The sequence below is a fragment of the Streptomyces sp. NPDC001380 genome, from assembly GCF_042895785.1.
Taxonomy (GTDB): domain Bacteria; phylum Actinomycetota; class Actinomycetes; order Streptomycetales; family Streptomycetaceae; genus Peterkaempfera.
In genome coordinates this window covers 282,777-301,333 of record NZ_JBIAWP010000004.1, presented here as the reverse complement: position 1 = coordinate 301,333, position 18,557 = coordinate 282,777, and the positions used below count along the sequence as shown (strand labels likewise).

At 74.6% G+C, this 18,557-nt stretch carries 15 protein-coding genes; 6 read left to right on the top strand and 9 right to left on the bottom strand.

The annotated features are described in order from the left end of the window. The first annotated feature begins 338 nt into the window (after positions 1-338). The 3 genes from pta to pyk all read left to right on the top strand — a co-directional run bounded on the left by pta (position 339) and on the right by pyk (position 5,630). Positions 339-2,459 carry a phosphate acetyltransferase gene (pta, locus tag ACFY07_RS07920; protein ID WP_390867862.1) on the top strand — a complete coding sequence of 707 codons (2,121 nt, stop codon included), beginning with the start codon at positions 339-341 and terminating at the stop codon, positions 2,457-2,459. Positions 2,460-2,694: 235 nt separating this feature from the next. Then, positions 2,695-3,894, top strand: coding sequence for an acetate kinase (locus ACFY07_RS07915; RefSeq protein WP_390867921.1), 1,200 nt, complete (start codon positions 2,695-2,697; stop codon positions 3,892-3,894). A gap of 305 nt (positions 3,895-4,199) precedes the next feature. Beyond that, positions 4,200-5,630, top strand: a complete 1,431-nt coding sequence (gene pyk / locus ACFY07_RS07910; RefSeq protein ID WP_230650778.1) for a pyruvate kinase — start codon at positions 4,200-4,202, stop codon at positions 5,628-5,630. 83 nt (positions 5,631-5,713) lie between these two features. Here pyk and ACFY07_RS07905 read toward each other — a convergent pair whose 3' ends face one another. The 4 genes from ACFY07_RS07905 to ACFY07_RS07890 all read right to left on the bottom strand — a co-directional run bounded on the left by ACFY07_RS07905 (position 5,714) and on the right by ACFY07_RS07890 (position 10,051). Then, complete coding sequence (locus tag ACFY07_RS07905; RefSeq protein WP_390867861.1) at positions 5,714-7,108, bottom strand: hypothetical protein; 1,395 nt, start codon at positions 7,106-7,108, stop codon at positions 5,714-5,716. Then, complete coding sequence (locus ACFY07_RS07900) at positions 7,105-7,692, bottom strand: DUF6114 domain-containing protein (RefSeq protein ID WP_390867860.1); 588 nt, start codon at positions 7,690-7,692, stop codon at positions 7,105-7,107. Before ACFY07_RS07900 ends, ACFY07_RS07905 begins: the two co-directional genes overlap by 4 nt. A 150-nt stretch (positions 7,693-7,842) precedes the next feature. Further along, complete coding sequence (locus tag ACFY07_RS07895) at positions 7,843-8,487, bottom strand: DUF6230 family protein (RefSeq protein WP_390867859.1); 645 nt, start codon at positions 8,485-8,487, stop codon at positions 7,843-7,845. A gap of 589 nt (positions 8,488-9,076) precedes the next feature. Next, positions 9,077-10,051 (bottom strand): tetratricopeptide repeat protein, encoded by a 975-nt coding sequence (locus ACFY07_RS07890; RefSeq protein ID WP_390867858.1) that lies wholly within the window; start codon positions 10,049-10,051, stop codon positions 9,077-9,079. A gap of 402 nt (positions 10,052-10,453) precedes the next feature. Here ACFY07_RS07890 and ACFY07_RS07885 point away from each other — a divergent pair, with 402 nt between their 5' ends. Continuing rightward, positions 10,454-11,104 carry a TetR/AcrR family transcriptional regulator gene (locus ACFY07_RS07885; RefSeq protein WP_390867857.1) on the top strand — a complete coding sequence of 217 codons (651 nt, stop codon included), beginning with the start codon at positions 10,454-10,456 and terminating at the stop codon, positions 11,102-11,104. A gap of 188 nt (positions 11,105-11,292) precedes the next feature. Here ACFY07_RS07885 and ACFY07_RS07880 read toward each other — a convergent pair whose 3' ends face one another. The 3 genes from ACFY07_RS07880 to ACFY07_RS07870 all read right to left on the bottom strand — a co-directional run bounded on the left by ACFY07_RS07880 (position 11,293) and on the right by ACFY07_RS07870 (position 14,444). Continuing rightward, positions 11,293-12,990 (bottom strand): methylmalonyl-CoA mutase, encoded by a 1,698-nt coding sequence (locus ACFY07_RS07880; protein ID WP_230650764.1) that lies wholly within the window; start codon positions 12,988-12,990, stop codon positions 11,293-11,295. A gap of 149 nt (positions 12,991-13,139) precedes the next feature. After that, complete coding sequence (locus tag ACFY07_RS07875; protein ID WP_230650761.1) at positions 13,140-13,469, bottom strand: DUF3817 domain-containing protein; 330 nt, start codon at positions 13,467-13,469, stop codon at positions 13,140-13,142. Positions 13,470-13,844: 375 nt separating this feature from the next. Beyond that, complete coding sequence (locus ACFY07_RS07870; protein WP_390867856.1) at positions 13,845-14,444, bottom strand: MarR family winged helix-turn-helix transcriptional regulator; 600 nt, start codon at positions 14,442-14,444, stop codon at positions 13,845-13,847. 534 nt (positions 14,445-14,978) lie between these two features. Here ACFY07_RS07870 and ACFY07_RS07865 point away from each other — a divergent pair. Then, positions 14,979-16,574, top strand: coding sequence for a M4 family metallopeptidase (locus ACFY07_RS07865; protein WP_390867920.1), 1,596 nt, complete (start codon positions 14,979-14,981; stop codon positions 16,572-16,574). 200 nt (positions 16,575-16,774) lie between these two features. Here the strand turns inward: ACFY07_RS07865 and ACFY07_RS07860 are convergent, their stop codons facing one another. Both ACFY07_RS07860 and ACFY07_RS07855 read right to left on the bottom strand, forming a co-directional pair. Further along, positions 16,775-17,071: an MTH1187 family thiamine-binding protein gene (locus ACFY07_RS07860; RefSeq protein WP_390867855.1), complete on the bottom strand. Its 297-nt coding sequence runs from the start codon at positions 17,069-17,071 to the stop codon at positions 16,775-16,777. Beyond that, positions 17,071-17,388: a DUF3817 domain-containing protein gene (locus tag ACFY07_RS07855; RefSeq protein ID WP_390867919.1), complete on the bottom strand. Its 318-nt coding sequence runs from the start codon at positions 17,386-17,388 to the stop codon at positions 17,071-17,073. Before ACFY07_RS07855 ends, ACFY07_RS07860 begins: the two co-directional genes overlap by 1 nt. 353 nt (positions 17,389-17,741) lie before the next feature. Here ACFY07_RS07855 and ACFY07_RS07850 point away from each other — a divergent pair, with 353 nt between their 5' ends. After that, positions 17,742-18,536 (top strand): DUF2127 domain-containing protein, encoded by a 795-nt coding sequence (locus ACFY07_RS07850; RefSeq protein WP_390867854.1) that lies wholly within the window; start codon positions 17,742-17,744, stop codon positions 18,534-18,536. Positions 18,537-18,557 lie beyond the last annotated feature (21 nt).

Here is an 18,557-nt window from a genome sequence, read left to right as displayed (position 1 = left end):
ACCGGGCCGCGGCGGACCCGGGCCGCTCCTCCGACCGGCCCTCGGCCCTCGGCCCAGGGCGTCGACGTCGGCACGGGGCTCCCGGCCGCTCCCGGGCGTTCCCGGCTGCTTCCGGGCCCTCCCGACGCCCGCCGGTCCCGGCCGTCCACGGCCGTCCCCGTCGGCCCGGTGTTCCGGGCCGACCGTCCCGCCGGGTCCGGGACCACCCGTGCCCGTCGTCCGGCTCGGGTACGCGGGTATGGTCGACAGGTGTCCCGGAACGTGCCCGACGGCACCGCGGGATCGCGGGACCGCAGCGCGGGCCCCGCCCGGCAGGCCCAGGGAACGGAGTGGAACGCGTGGCGCGCAGCGTGTACGTGACCGGTATCGGCCGCGGGGACGGCCGGCAGGTGGTCGAGCTGGGGGTCATGGAGCTGCTGACCCGCCACGTGGACCGGGTCGGGGTGTTCCGTCCGCTGGTCCACGCCGCGGCCCCGGGCGGCCCGGGCTCCGACCACGTGGTGGAGCTGCTGCGCGGCCGGTACCGGATCGACCTCCCCCTGGAGGACCTCTACGGCCTCAGCTACGAGGAGGCCACGGCGCTGCAGGCGGAGCGCGGGGTGGACGAGCTGGTGTCCGTCCTGGTGGACAGGTTCAGGACGCTGGAGCGCAAGTGCCAGGCGATGCTGGTGCTCGGCACCGACTTCGCCGACACCAGCATCCCGGACGAGCTGTCCTTCAACGCGCGGCTGGCGAACGAGTTCGGCGCCTGGGTGCTGCCCGTGGTCGGCGGCCTGCGGGAGGGGCCCGACGCCGTGGTCGCCGAGGTCCGCAACGCCTACCGCGCCTACTCCGACCTGGGCTGCAACATCCTGGCGATGGTCGCCAACCGGGTGACGCCCGCGGACAAGCAGCAGATCGCCCGCCGCCTGGCGGGGCGGCCGTCCGTGCCGTCCTACATCCTCCCGGAGGACCAGGCGCTCGCCGCGCCCACCGTCACCCAGGTCGTGCAGGCCACCGGCGCGGAGGTGCTGCTCGGCGACCCGGCCGGCCTGGCCCGCGACGTGCGGGGCTTCGTCTTCGGCGGGGCCACACTGCCGACCTTCCTGGCCGCCCTCACCGAGGGGGCCCTGGTGGTCACCCCCGGGGACCGCGCCGACCTGCTGATCGGCACCCTGGCCGCGCACGCCGCCGGCGCCCCGTCGATCTCCGGCGTGCTGCTCACCCTCGGCATCCGCCCCGACGCGGCGGTGATGGCACTGGCCGGCCGGCTGGCCCCGGGCACGCCGGTGCTGGTGGCGCCTGCGGGCAGCTGGCCGACCGCGGCCTCGCTGTCGGGCCTGGAGGGCCGCCTGACCGCGGCGAGCCCCCGCAAGGCGGAGACCGCCCTCGGCCTCTTCGAGCTCCACGTGGACACCGCCGAGCTGCTGGACCGGATCGAGCTGAGCCGCTCGGAGCGGGTCACCCCGATGATGTTCGAGCACGTGCTCCTGGAGCGGGCCCGCGGGGACCGCCGCCACGTGGTGCTGCCCGAGGGCACCGAGGAGCGGGTGCTGCGCGCCGCCGAGGTGCTGCTGCGCCGCAACATCTGCGACCTCACCCTGCTCGGCGACGAGGACGCGGTGCGCCGCCGCGCCGCCGACCTCGGCGTGGACCTGGGCCTGGACCGGGAGCCCTCCGGCGCGGTCGCCCGCATCGTGGACCCGGTGTCCTCCCCGCTGCGGGACCGCTTCGCCGAGGTGTACGCGAAGCTGCGGGCGCACCGGGGCGTCAGCGTGGAGCTGGCCTACGACGTGGTGGCCGACGTCAGCTACTTCGGGACCCTGATGGTGCAGGAGGGCCTGGCCGACGGCATGGTCTCGGGCGCGGTGCACTCCACCGCGGCCACCATCCGGCCCGCCTTCGAGGTCATCAAGACGGCGCCGGGCGCCGCCATCGTCTCGTCGGTCTTCTTCATGTGCCTGGCCGACCGGGTGCTGGTCTACGGCGACTGCGCGGTCAACCCGGACCCGGACGCCCGGCAGCTCGCCGACATCGCGATCCAGTCGGCGGGGACCGCCGCCCAGTTCGGGGTGGAGCCGCGGATCGCGATGCTCTCCTACTCCACGGGCACCTCCGGCTCGGGCGCGGACGTGGACAAGGTCCGCGAGGCGACGGAGCTGGTCCGCACGCAGCGGCCGGACCTGCTGGTGGAGGGGCCGATCCAGTACGACGCCGCCGTGGACCCGGGGGTGGCCGCCACCAAGCTGCCGGGGTCGAAGGTGGCGGGCCGGGCGACCGTCCTGGTCTTCCCGGACCTGAACACCGGCAACAACACCTACAAGGCCGTGCAGCGCTCGGCCGGGGCCGTCGCGGTGGGCCCGGTGCTGCAGGGGCTGCGCAAGCCGGTCAACGACCTGTCACGCGGCGCCCTGGTGCAGGACATCGTCAACACCGTCGCCATCACCGCCGTCCAGGCCCAGGGCCGGGACGGGCGTTGACCGGCGGCCGGCCGGCAGCGGCACGGCCGTCCCGACCAGCCGAGGAGCGAACCCAGTGAGTCCAGTCCCCGCCGACGGAGCCGCCGAGAGCACGGCCGCCACGGCCCCCGTCACCTCCTCCGCCGCGGCCCCCGCGGCGGCGCGCGCGGCCGCCCCCGGGCCGGCAGGAGGACCGCGGGCGGACGAGGGCGCGCGCGCCGGGGGCGTCCGCGGGCCGGACGGCGCCGCCACCCGGGTGCTGGTCCTGAACTCCGGCTCGTCGTCGGTCAAGTACCAGCTGCTGGACATGGCGGACGGCCGGCGGCTGGCCGGCGGCCTGGCCGAGCGGATCGGCGAGTCCGGGGGCGGCGGGCGCATCGTCCACACGTCCGGCGACGGGGGGCGGCGCGAGCGGACCCTGCCCTTCCCGGACCACGCCGCGGCGCTGGGGGCGGTCGGCGAGGAGCTGCGCGCCGACGGCCTGGGCCTGGACTCCCCCGGCCTGGCCGCGGTGGGCCACCGGGTGGTGCACGGCGGCACCCGCTTCACCGAGCCGACGCTGGTCACCGACGAGGTGCTGGAGGAGGTCCGCGCCCTGACCCCGCTGGCCCCGCTGCACAACCCGGCGAACGTCACCGGCATCGAGACCGCCCGCGCGCTGCGCCCCGACCTGCCGCAGGTGGCGGTCTTCGACACCGCGTTCCACGCCACCCTGCCGGAGGCCGCGGCCCGCTACGCGGTGGACCGGGCGGTGGCCGACCGGTTCTCGGTGCGCCGGTACGGCTTCCACGGCACGTCGCACCAGTACGTGTCGCGGGCCGCGGCCGGGCTGCTGGGGCGGGAGCCGTCCGAGGTGAACGTGATCGTGCTGCACCTGGGCAACGGCGCGTCGGCGTCGGCGGTGGCGGGCGGCGTCTGCGTGGAGACGTCGATGGGCATGACACCGCTGGAGGGCCTGGTCATGGGCACCCGCTCGGGCGACCTGGACCCGGCGGTGGTGTTCCACCTGAGCCGGGTCGGCGGGCTGACGATGGACGAGGTCGACGACCTGCTCAACCGCCGCAGCGGGCTGGTGGGGCTCTGCGGGGACAACGACATGCGGGAGATCGTCCGCCGCCGGCAGGAGGGCGACCGGGAGGCCGCGGTCGCCTTCGACGTGTACGTCCACCGGCTGCGGAAGTACATCGGCGCCTACACGGCCGTGCTGGGCCGGGTGGACGCCCTGGTCTTCACCGCGGGGGTGGGCGAGAACTCCGCCCCGGTACGGGCGGCCGCGACGGCGGGCCTGGAGGGGCTGGGCATCGCGGTGGACCCGGAGCTGAACGCCGGGCGGGGCGGGGGCGCCCGGCTGGTCTCGCCGCCCGGCGCGCGGGTCCCGGTGGCGGTGGTGCCGACGGACGAGGAGTTCGAGATCGCCCGGCAGGCCTTCGCCCTGGTGAGCCGGTCCCCGCGGTGAGGAGGCCGTGCGGCGGCCGGGGCGTCCCGGGGCCCGGGTCCTCCCGGTGGTCCGGTCCCCGCGGCGTCCCGGCCCCCGGGGGGAGGCGCGGGCGAGGATGTCCGGGGCCGTCGCACGCCCGCACGCCGCGCGGTGTCCGGGCCTCCGCACCGCCCGGCGGGTGACCGCCCGTCCGGCCCGCGGCCCCACCCGTCGCCCCCGTCCGCCGTCCCACCAGTCGTCCCGCATTCCGGAACGGTTCGCAGGCGATCGCAGCCGAAAGCGACCGGAATGCACCTATAGCACGAACGGATAGAATGATCCATATGCGCCGAGCGAAAATTGTCTGCACCCTGGGTCCGGCAACGGACAGCTACGAACAGCTGAAGGCCATCGCCGAGGCCGGCATGAACGTGGCCCGTCTCAACATGAGCCACGGCTCCCACGCCGAGCACGAGGGCCGGTACCGCAGGGTCCGCCAGGTCTCGGAGGACACCGGCCGCGCCATCGGCGTGCTGGCCGACCTCCAGGGCCCCAAGATCCGCCTCGCCACCTTCGCCGAGGGCCCCGTCACCGTGGAGAGCGGCGACGAGTTCACCATCACCACCGAGGACGTCCCCGGCGACCAGCACATCTGCGGAACCACCTACAAGGGCCTGCCGGGTGACGTGCGGAAGGGCGACCCCGTCCTCATCAACGACGGCGCGGTCGCGCTGGAGGTCGTCAGCGTCGACGGCCCCCGCGTGCGGACCGTCGTCGTCGAGGGCGGCGTCCTGTCGAACAACAAGGGCATCAACCTCCCGGGCGCGGCCGTCAACGTCCCCGCCCTGTCGGAGAAGGACGTCGAGGACCTGCGCTTCGCGCTGCGCCTCGGCGTCGACATGGTGGCCCTCTCCTTCGTCCGCAACGCCGCGGACATCGAGCGGGTCCACGCGGTGATGGACGAGGAGGGCCGCCGGGTCCCCGTCATCGCCAAGATCGAGAAGCCGCAGGCCGTCGAGGCCATGCGGGAGATCGTCCTCGCCTTCGACGCGGTCATGGTCGCCCGCGGCGACCTGGCGGTGGAGTACCCGCTGGAGAAGGTGCCGCTGGTCCAGAAGCAGCTGATCACCCTCTGCCGCCAGAACGCGAAGCCGGTCATCGTGGCGACCCAGATGATGGAGTCGATGATCCACGCCTCCCGGCCGACCCGCGCCGAGGCCTCGGACGTCGCCAACGCCATCCTGGACGGCACCGACGCGGTCATGCTCTCCGCCGAGAGCAGCGTCGGCAAGTACCCGGTGGAGACGGTCCGGACGATGGGCCGGATCATCGAGGCGGCCGAGGAGGAGCTGGTCTCCCGCGGCCTGCAGCCGCTCAACCCGGGCCGCAAGCCGCGCACCCAGGGCGGCTCCATCGCCCGCGCCGCGTGCGAGCTGGGCGACTTCCTCTCCGCGGAGGCGCTGGTGGCGTTCACCAAGTCCGGCGACACCGCGCGCCGGCTCTCGCGCTACCGCTCGCCGATCCCGGTGATCGCCTTCACCCCGGACGCCCACACCCGCAACCAGCTGGCCCTCAGCTGGGGCGTGGAGACCTTCGTCTCCCCGCAGGTGGAGACCACCGACGCGATGGTCGACCAGGTCGACGACGCGCTGCTGGAGCTGGGCCGGCTCCAGCGCGGCGACACCGTGATCGTCACCGCCGGCTCCCCGCCCGGCGTCCCCGGCACCACCAACATGGTCCGGGTGCACCACCTGGGCGAGCACTCGCACGCCTGACGGCCGATCAGCGACGCGGCGCGGGCCGCCTCCCGGTGGGGAGGCGGCCCGCGCCGTCGTACGGGGTGCCCGGGGCGGCCGGTTCAGCCGCCGTAGGGCTCGTCGTCCGTGTAGAGGTGCATGCCCGGGATCTTCAGGGTGCCGCCGAACTGCCCGGCCTGGACGGCCTTGACGTCCGTCAGCTCCAGGTCCAGCGGGATCGGCACCGCGCCGATGAGGTCGTAGAGGAACTTCGGCAGGGTGTCGGGGGTCAGGGTGACGGCGCCGAGGTCGGGCAGCGGGACGCCGACGACCTTGGAGAGGTGGCCGGTCAGCTTCTCGGTGTACATCACGATCGGGCCCTCGCGCAGCGTGGAGGTGGAGCCGGCGCGCCCCTTCACGTGCGTGGTCTTCCCGTTGTACTCGATCGTCGACATGTCGAGGTCGCCGATGTCGATGCTGCTGACGGTGAACTTCAGCACCCGCTTGGTGGCGCCCGACCGCGTCTTCACCTCGACCACGCCGCCGAAGACCGCGCCGTGCAGGGCCAGCCTGCTGGACCTCAGCGTCCAGGACTGGTCCGGGATGACGCCGGCCGCGGTGGACTCGGCCCTCGCCCGGAGGCCCGAGGCGTCGGTGGCGCACAGCGCGTCGGCGCCGGTGCCTGCCGAGGGTGAGGGCGAGGGGTTCGCGGTGGCGTCGGCGGCAGCCCTGGCGGCGGCGGCCGACGCCGTCCCGGCGGCCCTGCGGACCGGGGCGGTGGCGAGAGGGGCGGGCCGGGTGGTCCGGACCGTGCCGCCCGCCGAGGGCGCCGCCGGGACGTGCGCCGGGACGTGCGACGGGCTCGGGGCGGGCGCCGAGGACGAGGGTGCGGGCTTCGGCGCCTCGGAGGACGGCGTCGCCGACGGCGAGGGGGAGGTGGTGCCTCCCCCGGTCGTGGTGCCGGTCAGCACGTCGTGGACCCCGCCCAGGAGGCCGCCGAGCACGCCCTGGTGCTGGGAGGCGGTGGGTGCGGGCGCCGGGGTGGACGGGGCCGGGGCCGCCGTCCGCCTGGTGGCGCTGCGGGCCGCCGTCGGGGCGGCGGCCGGGGCGGCGGCGTCCGACGCGGTCGGCGCCGGAGTGGCGGTGGCCGTGGCGGGATCGCTCTGCGCCGGGGCGGGCGACGACGGGTCCGGGGCGGGCCGGCCCGTGGGACCGGACGTCGGGGAGGTGTCGGGAGCGGGGGTGGCGCTGCCCGCGGCGGACGGGGTGGCGTCCGGGACCGGGGTGTCCGCGGCGGTGGCGCAGGGCTTGGCCGTGTCCTTGGCCGCGGCGTCGTCGGCCATCGCCAGGGTCGGCGTGTAGCCCGCGCCCATCAGCAGGGCCGTGGGCACGGCAGCCATGGCCAGCACCTTGCCGGCGGGCACCTGGATGCGCGAGCGCAGCTGGCGGCGCGGCGCGGCGTGGCGCGGGCCGCTCGGCACGGCGGTCCGGCTCTCGGTCCCGTCGCCGCCCGTCACCGGGCCTCCCCGGCGGCTCCCGGTCCGCCGGGCTCCGCGTCGGCGTCCGTGTCGGCCGCCTCGGCGCGCTGGGCGGGCAGCTGCGCGGTCGCGGGCTCCCCCGCGGGTTCGGCGGGGGCGGGTGCGGCCGGTTCGGCCACGGGCGCTGCTGGCGCCTTGGACGCCACGGCGGCCTGCTCCCTGAGGGGCGCCCAGGCGACCATCAGGCCGCCGCCGATGAGGCCGGGCAGCAGGCCGAACCCGAAGCCGCCGAGGTTGGAGACCGGGATGGAGACCAGGGAGAGCAGGATGGTCGCCACGCCGGCGAAGACCCGGGACATCGGCTGCAGCCACGCGCTGATCCCGAGCACGATCATCAGGATGCCGATGATCAGGGCCCCGGCGCCGCCGGTGGTGGCCATGGCGAAGGTGAGGCCGCCGAGGCTCAGGTGGGCGTACGGGAAGTACAGGATGGGCAGTCCAGCGATGATCGCCAGCAGTCCGCCCCAGAAGGGTCGGCGGTGGCGCCAGTCCCGGAACCTGCGGCGGTTCCGGTCGAAGGCGCTGGTGTCGTCGGGCCGCGCGGGGGCGGTCGCGCTGGTCACGTTGCAGCTCCCTGTGGAGTAGCAGCTGGTGGTGCAGGGCGGGGAGGAGCCGGGAGGGGCCCCTCCCCGCCAGGAGCCGTCAGGCCCGGAAGGTTTCGGACCCGGGGCCTTCGGGGGGTGGTGCGTGGTGCCGGTCCGCGCGGAGGCGGATCAGAAGCACTCGGAGACGCCCTTCTTCACGGCCAGGTGCAGGCCGCTCAGCTTGAAGGTGCCGGCCGAGGTCGCCCACGCGGTCTGCTGGACACCGTCGAGGACGGCCTTGTCGGCCTCCTGCGCGAAGGAGTTCTCGAACTTGTCGCCGAAGCCCAGCTTCTGCGCGGCGGCCCGGTCGGCCGCGTTGACGTCGCCCTTGGTGATGGAGCCGGTGGCGACGCCGATGTTGATGTTGGTGAACGTCGCGTCGGCGTTCAGGTCGTCGAGGTCGATGAAGAGGTTCTTCGCCTCGACGGGGTTCTTCGGGTCGCCGCCCGCGTTGATGTTGAGCGACACCTTGCCGATGAGCGGCGCGTCCAGCACGACCGACTGGCAGAGGTTGTTGATGGTCGCGTTGCGGAACGACGAGACCGCGACGGGGTGCGGGACGCCCGCCTTCTCGACGTCCAGCGAGCCGTACTGGGCGAAGCCGTTGCCCTCGAGGTGGCCCGCACCGACCTTGAACTGCTGGCCGGAGACGTTGAACGACGCGGCGAGCGCGCCCTGGGCCAGGCTCACGCCGATCGCGGCGGTGGCCGCGATGCTCGGCACCATCACGACGGCGAACCGCTTCCAGCGGGTCTTGCCGTAAGTCTGGGACATGCATGTCCTCCTTCTCGGACGTACATCTCCGGCCGGGCCCCGCAGGGTCACGGCCTCAGATGGGGAGAAGAGCTACGTCCTCGGGAAGGAGAGCGCCGTCGACTCCGTCGGCACGGCGTCCGACCGACGTCATCGGCGATCACCCCCGAGCGACAACCAGCGGCCGCGCAGGGTACGCGGCCGGTGAGGACAGGCTCCGCCGGGTAGGACGGAGACCCCCCTGTCCTCGAGGTGCCGGCCGGGGCCGGAACCTGCCCGGTGGGGACCCCCTGCGCCTCCCGTCCGGCAGGCGGCCGGGCTGGGGAGCAAGGGACCGAGCGTCGCCGATCGTGGTCCAAACCACGGCCGAACACAAGGCCTCCATTACTGACGAGTAATCCAACAGCCACGTGACATGATCACAGCATGCAATCATCGGACACCCTGCGTAGCGATCCATGGACGCACGGGAGGCGCAAGAGCCGCGAAACAAGGACGAAACACCTCGGGACGGTCACGTGCCGCAACCGTCCCGAGGTGTTATCAAGATTTGGTAAAGGTGGCCGAATGTCGCCAAATCACCGTGGCACCGGCGGCTGCACTCCGTGCCTCAGAAGAGCACCCTGGCCAGCGCCGTCCGGGCCCTGGCGACCCGCGGGTCGTCGGACCCGATCACCTCGAAGAGCCCCAGCAGGTGCACCCGGACCCGGTCCCGGTCCTCGCCCGCCGTGCGGCCCACGGTGTCCACGAGCCGGCCGAAGGCGTCCTCCACGTGGCCGCCCACCAGGTCCAGGTCGGCCGCGTCGAGCTGCGCCCCGACGTCCTTCGGGTCCTCGGCGGCGGCCTTGCGCACCGCCTGCGGGTCCAGGTCCTGGACCCGCTGCAGCAGCTCCGCCTGGGCCAGGCCCAGCTTCGCCTCCTCGCTGCCCGGGCGGTCGGAGAGGACGTTGCGGTACGCCTGGATCGCCCCGCCCAGGTCGCCGCGGTCGAGCGCGTCGTGCGCCGCCGCGAGCGTCGGGTCCTCCGGCACGGCCGGTGCGGCCGCCCCGCCGGGCTCGCCGGCGCCGGACGCCCCGGCCAGGCCGGTGATGCCGAACCGCTGCTCGGCGACCAGGACGAGCTGGTCGAGGTACTGGCGGGCCTGGGCCTCGTTCACCGCCCCCTGGAAGAGCGGCACGAGCTGCCCCGCCACCACCGCCATCACCGAGGGGATGGACTGGATGCCGAACTGGGCGGCCAGCATCTGGTTGGCGTCGACATCGATCTTGGCGAGGACGAACCGGCCCGCGTACTCCTCGGCCAGCCGCTCCAGGATGGGGCTCAGCTGCTTGCAGGGCCCGCACCACTCGGCCCAGAAGTCGACCACGACCGGGGCCTCGGCCGAGCGCTGGACGACCTCCGCCTCGAAGGTCTCCTCGGTGACGTCGACGACGAGCGACCCCTGGACGGCCGGCGGGGCCTCCCCGGCGTCGGCGCGGCGGGCGCGCTCGGCCCGGGCCTGCTCCGCCTTCTGGGCGGCTTCTCCGGCCGCCTTCACCGCGGCGAGGTCGACCACGCCGCGCATGGACATGTTCCGTGGCTGCATGGCTCTATCCTCCCCCGTCCGCAGGGGTGCCGACGCCATCTCCCCCGACGTCCGCCGCACCCGTGTGTCGCGGCCGCCCGGAAGCCGGGCCGCCGCCCCCTGATGCACCGCATGCGGCGCGGGTCCCCACCCGCGCCCTGGTTGCCGCTCTTTACGCTACGAGCCGTAGCGTATATGCCCGGCGCCCCCGGTGGACACAGCGCGGGGCAACCGGCGGCGTGAGACGGCTCACTCCCTGCGCCCTCCCGGTACCGCGGCACCGCCTGCCTGCGGATACGCTCACCCGGCGGCTCCGACCCGGCCGCACCCGCCGGATCCCCGCCCCGGAGCACCACCCCGCACGCCCCCCTCCCCACACGTCCCCCTCCCCACACGTCCCCCTCCCCACCCAGGAGACCGCACGTGGCCGCCGCACCCACCGGACCCCCCTCCCCGGCCAAGGGCCGGCCGCGCAGCGCCGCGGCCGACCGCGCCATCCTCGACGCCACCCGCGCGGCCCTCGCCGAACTCGGCTGGGGCGGCCTGACCATGGGCCACGTCGCGGAGCGCGCGGGCGTGGCCAAGACCACCCTCTACCGGCGCTGGCCCTCCCGGAACGAGCTGGCGGTCGACGCGGTCGCCGACCTCTTCGAGGACCTGGAGATCGTCGACCTCGGCAGCCTGCAGGCCGACATCGAGGCCGTGGTGCAGCGGTTCGCCGCGCTGCTCTCGCGCCCCGAGACCCAGGCCGCGCTGCTGGCGCTGTTCGCCGAGGGCACCCGCGACCCGCTGCTGCGGCGCCGCATCCGGGAGGCCATCGTGGACCCGCAGAAGGAGCTGGTGCGCTGCGGGCGCGCCCGCGCCCAGGAGCGCGGCGAGCTGCCGCCGGACGCGGACGAGGCCGCCGCCCGCGAGGAGGTGGACCTCATCTTCGACACGATCGCGGGCACCGTGGAGCACCGCATCCTGGTCAGCGGCGAGTCCGTCGGCGAGGCGTGGATCCACCGCTTCACGACGCTGCTGCTCGCCCCGCTCTCCGGCCTCTCCGCGGGGCGCCCGGCGCAGCGGCCCTGACGGGGCCGGGCCCGGACGGAGGCCGGGGACGCGGGGCGCGGGAGGCGCAGGGCATCGGGGACGCGGGGCGCGGCACGCCGCAGGGGCGCCGCGGGACAGGCTCCGCGGCGCCCCTGCGGGCTCGTGGGGGTCGCACCCGGCCCCCGGGGGCCCGGGATCAGGGGCCCGGAGGGCCCGGGAACGGCGGCTCAGAAGCCGGGCGGCTCGGTGTAGACGCCCCACTCCTCGCGCAGCGCGTCGCAGATCTCGCCCAGCGTGGCCTCCGCCCGCACCGCCTCCAGCATGGGCGGCACCATGTTGGCCCCGGACCGGGCGGCGTCCAGCATCGCGGCGATCCCCGCGCGCACGGCCGCCTCGTCGCGCCCCGCCCGCCGCTCGGCGAGCAGCTTCACCTGCTCCGTCTCGACCTCGTGGCTGACCCGGAGGATCTCCAGGTCGGAGGTGACGGTGGAGGTGTGGCAGTTGACGCCGACGACCCGCTTCTCGCCCTTCTCCACGGCCTGCTGGTAACGGAAGGCCGACTCGGCGGTCTCGCCGGTGAACCAGCCGTCCTCGATGCCGCGCAGGATGCCCGCCGTCATCGGCCCGACCGGGTGCTCGGCGCCGCCGTCGCGCTCGCCCATGCGGCGGATCCGCTCGAAGATCTTCTCCGCCTCGGCCTCGATGCGGTCGGTCAGCGCCTCCACGTACCAGGAGCCGCCCAGCGGGTCGGCGACGTTGGCGACGCCGGTCTCCTCCATCAGCACCTGCTGGGTGCGCAGGGCGATCTCGGCGGCCTGGGCGGAGGGCAGGGCGAGGGTCTCGTCCAGGGCGTTGGTGTGCAGGGAGTTGGTGCCGCCGAGGATCGCGGAGAGCGCCTCGACGGCGGTGCGGACCACGTTGTTGTACGGCTGCTGGGCGGTGAGGGAGACGCCGGCCGTCTGGGTGTGGAACCGCAGCCACTGCGCCTTGTCGGTCCTCGCCCCGTACACGTCGCGCATCCAGCGGGCCCAGATGCGGCGGGCGGCGCGGAACTTGGCGATCTCCTCGAAGAAGTCGAGGTGCGCGTCGAAGAAGAAGGAGAGGCCGGGGGCGAAGGCGTCGACGTCCAGGCCCCGGGAGAGGCCGAGCTCGACGTAGCCGAAGCCGTCGGCGAGCGTGAAGGCCAGCTCCTGCGCGGCCGTGGCCCCGGCCTCGCGGATGTGGTAGCCGGAGACCGAGAGCGGCTTGTAGGCGGGGATGCCGGCCGCGCAGTACTCCATGAGGTCGCCGATCAGGCGCAGGTGCGGCTCGGGCGCGAAGAGCCACTCCTTCTGGGCGATGTACTCCTTGAAGATGTCGGTCTGCAGGGTCCCGTTGAGGGTGCCCGGGTCGACGCCCTGGCGCTCGGCGGCCACCAGGTACATGCAGAAGACCGGGACGGCCGGGCCGGAGATGGTCATCGAGGTGGTGACCTCGCCGAGCGGGATGCCTTCGAAGAGGACGTCCATGTCGGCGGCGGAGTCGATGGCGACGCCGCAGTGGCCGACCTCGCCGAGCGAGCGCGGGTCGTCGGAGTCGCGGCCCATCAGGGTCGGCATGTCGAAGGCGACGGAGAGGCCGCCGCCGCCCGCGTCGAGGATCATCCGGTAGCGCTCGTTGGTCTGCCGGGCGTTGCCGAAGCCGGCGAACTGCCGGATGGTCCAGGAGCGGCCCCGGTACCCGGTGGGGTGCAGCCCGCGGGTGAAGGGGTACTCGCCGGGCCAGCCGATCCGCTCGAAGCCCTCGACGGGCTGCCCGGGCGGCGGCCCGTACACGGGCTCGACCGGGTCCCCGGAGAGCGTGGTGAAGTCGGCGTCGCGCTTGCGCGCCGCGTCGTACCGCTGCTGCCAGCGGCTCCGGCCGGCCTCGATCTCCTCGGCATCCATGCCGTGAACCCCGCTCCCGTGCGACTGCCAGTACGTCCCCACAATTTACTCGGACGTCCTAGTAATTGTCGACGGGCGCATTCCGGCCCAAACGCGCCGCGGGCGGCCCCTCCCCCGGAGGGAGGAACCGCCCGCGGCGGGCGGAGGGGTCAGGCGCGGACCGGCTGCGGCTCCCGCTCCTGCGGGGCGGCGTCCCGCACGACCCGGCGCTCGGCGAAGAACGAGGCCAGCGGGACGGTGCCGGCGACCAGGACCAGCACCAGCTTGCCGAGCGGCCACTTGAGCTTCATGCCCAGCAGGAAGGCCACCACGAAGTAGGCCATGTACAGGTAGCCGTGCAGCTGCGCCACGTAGAGGGTGGCGTCCCTGCCCGCGCCGAAGCCGTACTTGGCGACCATGAAGCCGCACAGCAGCAGCAGCGCGCAGCCGGTGGCGTAGGCCAGCACCCGGTACCAGGTCAGCAGGGGGTTCGACTTCACCGCGTTCGCCTCACATGCCAGGGGTTCGGGGCGGTGTGTCCGGACTCGGCACCGCCTCCCCGAGGGTAACCCCGGCCCCTGCGGACCCCGCGCACGCCCCCGGGGAGGGCCCCCCGCAGAGCGGCTTCGCCGCCGGCCGGACACGGGAGCCGGCCTTCTCCCCGCACCGGTCCCGCGGAGCCGGCCGGGCAGCCTCCCCCGGACCGGGCGGACAGGGGTCGATCGCACCGTCCGCACTCTGCTGCGGCCCCCGGCCCGGAGCGCGCATGCCGAGAACGCCCGGCAGGCGGCCGCCGGGGAGGGGCGCGCCCTGCCGGTACGGCCGGCCGCCGGCCCCTGCACCCGTGCGTGCGACGGGCGTCCGCGGGGGGGCGGTCAGCCGCTGCTCGCCGCCGCGGCGGCCTTCCCGGACGCGGGCTCGGACGCGGACGCGGGCTCGGGCTCGGACTCCGGCTCCGGCTCCGGCTCCGGCTCGGTGAAGTCGCCGGCGGCGACGCGGAGCGGCCGCAGCAGGTCGAAGATCTCGCGGCACCGGTCGGCGTCGTACTCGTCCAGGCCGAAGTCCATGGCCATGAGGTCGCGGGTGGCGTCCTCCACCACCGCGCGCCCGCGGTCGGTGATGGCGGCGAGGACGCCGCGGCCGTCGAGGGGGTTGGGGCGGCGGGAGACCAGGCCGGCGCGCTCCAGGCGGTCGACGGTGTTGGTGACGCTCGTGGGGTGCACCATGAGCCGCTCGCCGATCTTGGAGAGGGAGAGCTCGCCGGTGCGGCTGAAGGTGAGCAGCACCAGGGCCTCGTAGCGGGCGAAGGTCAGCCCGTACGGCTTGACGACCGCGTCGACCCGGCCGAGCAGGATCTGGTGGGCGCGCATGACCGACGTGATCGCGGCCATGGAGGGCACGGCCCCCCAGCGCCGGGTCCACAGGTCGTCGGCGCGGGCGATCGGGTCGAAGTCGAGGCTGAGCTGCTTGGGCACGTCCCCACCGTACCGGCGGTCCGGCGGGCGGCCGAGGCCCTGTCCACAGGGCGGGCGGTGGCGGGGCGCCGCCGCGGGCGGGACTGGTCCGGACCAGCATGATCGACGACCACGCGGGGCCGCCGCGTGTCAACGGCAGGCCGCACTCCGCGGGGGATTGGCCGGTTGCAGCCCCTCGATCGCAGGCGGAACCGGCCGTCCGCACCCGCTTCGTCCGGTTCGGGCCCCGGGCGGGCGACCGGGGGACGAACGGCGGGCGACGGGGTTGTGGCGAAAGTCCGCCAACCACTGATCGAACCCTGTCATTTCACTTATTCAATTGTCATGCTTCCGGTCAGCCCCGTACGGCGCCCGCGTCCACCCACCGCGAGCGCCGTGAAACCGCACGGAGCTGCACGTCCGCGCCCGCTCCGCCCTCGAAGGCGCACACCCGACGCCCCCGGAGCGACGCGCGACCGCGCACACGCGGTGGTACCGAAAGGGAACACAGTGAAGCGAAAGCTGACCGCCGGAGCCCTCCTCTCCGCCTCCACCATGCTCGTCGTGGGCATCCAGGCGGGCACCGGAACGGCCAACGCCGCCGTCGGCGCGTCCGCCGCGCCGGCCGCCTCCGCCCAGCGCGCCGCAGCGGTGGAGCTGGCCCGCACCCAGGCCCCCGCCCTGGCCCGGACGCTGGCCCTCGGCAGCCAGGAGAAGCTGGTCGTCAAGGACGTCGTGGTGGACGCCGACGGCACCCGCCACGTGCGCTACGACCGCACCTACGGCGGCCTGCCGGTGCTCGGCGGCGACCTGGTCGTCCACCAGGCCGCCGGCGGCGCCGTGAAGTCGGTCGACCGCGCCGTCCCGAAGCGGATCGCCCTGAAGAGCCTCACCCCGGCCCTCGCCCCGGCCAAGGCCGCGGGCAAGGCGTCGAGCGCGGTGAGGTCGCTGGTGGGCGACACCTCCGACAAGGACGCGTCCCCGCTGAGGTCGGTCGGCGCCGCGGCCGCCCCGAAGCTGGTCGTCTGGGCCGCCTCCGGCACCCCCCGCCTGGCCTACGAGACCGTCGTCACCGGCACCCGCGCCGACGGCACCCCCAGCGAGCAGCACGTCGTCACCGACGCCGCCTCGGGCGCCGTCCTCTCCCGGCACGAGGCGGTCCAGACCGTCGCCGGCAGCGGCAGGGGCGTCTTCGTCGGCTCGGTGCCCCTGGAGACCACGCTCGCCAGCGGGACGTACCAGCTGAAGGACGCCGCCCGTGGCGGCCAGTACACGACCAACCTGGCCAACAGGACCAACGGCGCCGGCACCCTCTACACCGACGCGGACAACGCGTGGGGCGACGGCACCGTCTCCAACGGCCAGTCCGCCGCCGTGGACGCCCAGTTCGGCGCGGCCGCCACCTGGGACTACTACAAGAACACCTTCGGCCGGAACGGCATAGCCAACGACGGCAAGGGCGCCTACAGCCGCGTCCACTACGGCCGCAACTACGTCAACGCCTTCTGGAGCGACTCCTGCTTCTGCATGACGTACGGCGACGGGTCGGGCAACACCCACCCGCTGACCGAGCTGGACGTCTCGGGCCACGAGATGAGCCACGGCGTCACCAGCCGCACCGCGAACCTCGCCTACTCCGGTGAGTCGGGCGGCCTCAACGAGGCCACCTCCGACATCTTCGGCACCATGGTGGAGTTCTCCGCGAACCTCACCACCGACAAGCCGGACTACCTGATCGGCGAGCTGATCGACCTCAACGGCAACGGCACGCCGCTGCGCTACATGGACAAGCCCTCCAGGGACGGCGCGTCGGCGGACTACTGGTCCTCCGGCGTCGGCAGCCTGGACGTCCACTACTCCTCGGGCGTCGCCAACCACTTCTTCTACCTGCTGTCCGAGGGCAGCGGCGCCAAGACCGTCAACGGCGTCGGCTACAACAGCCCGACCTACAACGGCGCCACGCTGGCGGGCATCGGCCGCGACAAGGCCGCCGCGATCTGGTACCGGGCGCTGACGGTCTACATGACCTCGACCACCAACTACAAGGCGGCCCGCACCGCCACGCTGAACGCCGCCAAGGACCTCTACGGCAGCGGCAGCGCGGAGTACAACGCGGTCGCCGCGACCTGGACGGCCGTGAACGTCAACTGACGCGACGCCAGGAGGAACGTTTCTCCAGGAGGGCCGGCCGGCTCCCGCGACCACGGGAGCCGGCCGGCCCTCCGGCGTGCGGGGGGCTGGCTCCTGCACGGCCGCGCCGTGGCAGCGCGCCCTCAGGCCCCGCCCTCGGGCCCCGTCCGCAGGCCCCGTCCGCAGGCCCCGTCCTCGGGGCCTGCCGCCGGGACCCGCCCTCACGACTCGGCGAGATGCCGCTCGACGGTGTCGACCTTGGCGGTGAGGCCGTCGACGACCCCCGGGCGGACGTCCGCCTTGAGCACCACGCTGACCCGGGGCGCGCGGGCGGCGACGGCGTCCACGGCCTGCTTGACCACGGCCATCACCTCGTCCCACTCCCCCTCGACGGAGGTGAACATCGCGTCGGTGCGGTGGGGCAGGCCGGACTCGCGGACGACCCGGACCGCCTCGGCGACGTACGCGCCGACGTCCTCCCCCACGCCCAGCGGGGTGACCGAGAAGGCGACGATCATCAGGCGGCCGCCCTCTCCGCGGCGCCCCCGGCCGCACCCGCCGGGGCGAGGCCCTCGCGCTCCTCGCGGGCCAGCATCCGCTCGGCGAAGAAGCCGCCGGCCGGCAGCACCGAGAGCACGAACATCACGGCGGCGCGGCGCAGGCTCCACCCCTGCTTCTTCCAGGCGTCGAGGAGGAAGAGCACGTAGAGGACGAAGAGGAAGCCGTGCACGGGGCCCATCACCGGGACCGCGTTGAACTCGGTGGTGCGCTTGAGTACGGCGCAGACCAGCAGGACGAGGAAGGAGACCGCCTCGGGGGCGGAGACGAGGCGCAGGCGGTGGACGGCGCTGCTCCCGGCGGGTGCGGGGGTGCCGTCCGCGGTGGCAGGGGCGTTCCGGTCGGGGGCGTTCGGGGCGGCAGCGGGGGTGGGCACGGCGGCTGACCTCACAGGGTGGACGGCACTGCTTGTGAACGGACGCACAAGCTCCCGTCCATTATCACCGCGTCCGGCCCGCCCGCCCCGCCCGGGGCGTCCGCTGCGAGCGACGTCACAGCCGCGTCACAGCCGCGCCGCAGAACCCCCCGCCCCGGGGAAGCGCCTGGTCCGGCGTCCGCGGCGGCGCCTATCCTCGGCCGTGCGGCGCGGGCCGACCACCCGGCCCGCAGCGGAACGGGGAGCGGACGACGATGGCACTGGACTGGGACCGGCGGACCTGCGCACGCCGCGGCCACATCACCTACGCGCCGGTCGAGCAGGAGCTGCGCGAGCGGCTGCACGCGGTGACCGCCGTCGGCGACGCCTGGCGCTGCCTGCGCTGCGGCGACTTCGCGCTGGGCGAGCCGCACGGCTCGGGCCCGGCCGGGGAGGCGCCGCTGGTGCCGCGCGGCAAGGCGCTGCGGGACCTGTTCATCCTGCGGTTCCTGGCCGTGGAGCGGGCCGTGCGCGGCGTCTTCATCGTGCTGGCCGCCTGGGCGGTGTGGCGGTTCTCCAACAGCCGGGACGCGGTGCACCGGCTCTTCGACGAGGACCTCACCGTCCTGCGTCCGGTGGCGGACCACTTCCACTACGACATCGACCACTCCCCCGTCGTGGACACCATCCGGAAGACCTTCGAGTACGAGCACTCCACCCTGCTGGTCGTGGCGGGGGCGCTGCTCGTCTACGCCCTGGTCGAGATCGTCGAGGGCGTCGGCCTGTGGATGGCGAGGCGCTGGGCGGAGTACCTGACGGTGGTGGCCACCGCGGCCTTCCTGCCGCTGGAGGTCTACGAGCTCACCGAGCGGGTCAGCTGGCTGAAGATCGCCACCCTCGTCGTCAACGTCCTGGCGGTGCTGTGGATCGCGCTCTCCAAGCGGCTGTTCGGGCTGCGCGGCGGCCGGGCGGCGTTCGAGGCCGAGCGGCACTCGGCGTCGCTGCTGGAGGTCGAGGAGGCCGCCGGGACGCACCCCGCCGGCGCGTCGGGGGGCCCGGCGGCCGGCTGACCGCCGGCCGCGCGCCGCGCC

Excerpts from the sequence above, each read along its gene's own strand:
- ACFY07_RS07890 (WP_390867858.1), bottom strand. The coding sequence starts at position 10,051 with ATGCAGCCACGGAACATGTCCATGCGCGGCGTGGTCGACCTCGCCGCG.
- ACFY07_RS07865 (WP_390867920.1), top strand. The coding sequence starts at position 14,979 with ATGCTCGTCGTGGGCATCCAGGCGGGCACCGGAACGGCCAACGCCGCC.
- pyk (WP_230650778.1), top strand. The coding sequence starts at position 4,200 with ATGCGCCGAGCGAAAATTGTCTGCACCCTGGGTCCGGCAACGGACAGC.
- ACFY07_RS07895 (WP_390867859.1), bottom strand. The coding sequence starts at position 8,487 with ATGTCCCAGACTTACGGCAAGACCCGCTGGAAGCGGTTCGCCGTCGTG.
- ACFY07_RS07850 (WP_390867854.1), top strand. The coding sequence starts at position 17,742 with ATGGCACTGGACTGGGACCGGCGGACCTGCGCACGCCGCGGCCACATC.
- ACFY07_RS07880 (WP_230650764.1), bottom strand. The coding sequence starts at position 12,990 with ATGGATGCCGAGGAGATCGAGGCCGGCCGGAGCCGCTGGCAGCAGCGG.
- ACFY07_RS07860 (WP_390867855.1), bottom strand. The coding sequence starts at position 17,071 with ATGATCGTCGCCTTCTCGGTCACCCCGCTGGGCGTGGGGGAGGACGTC.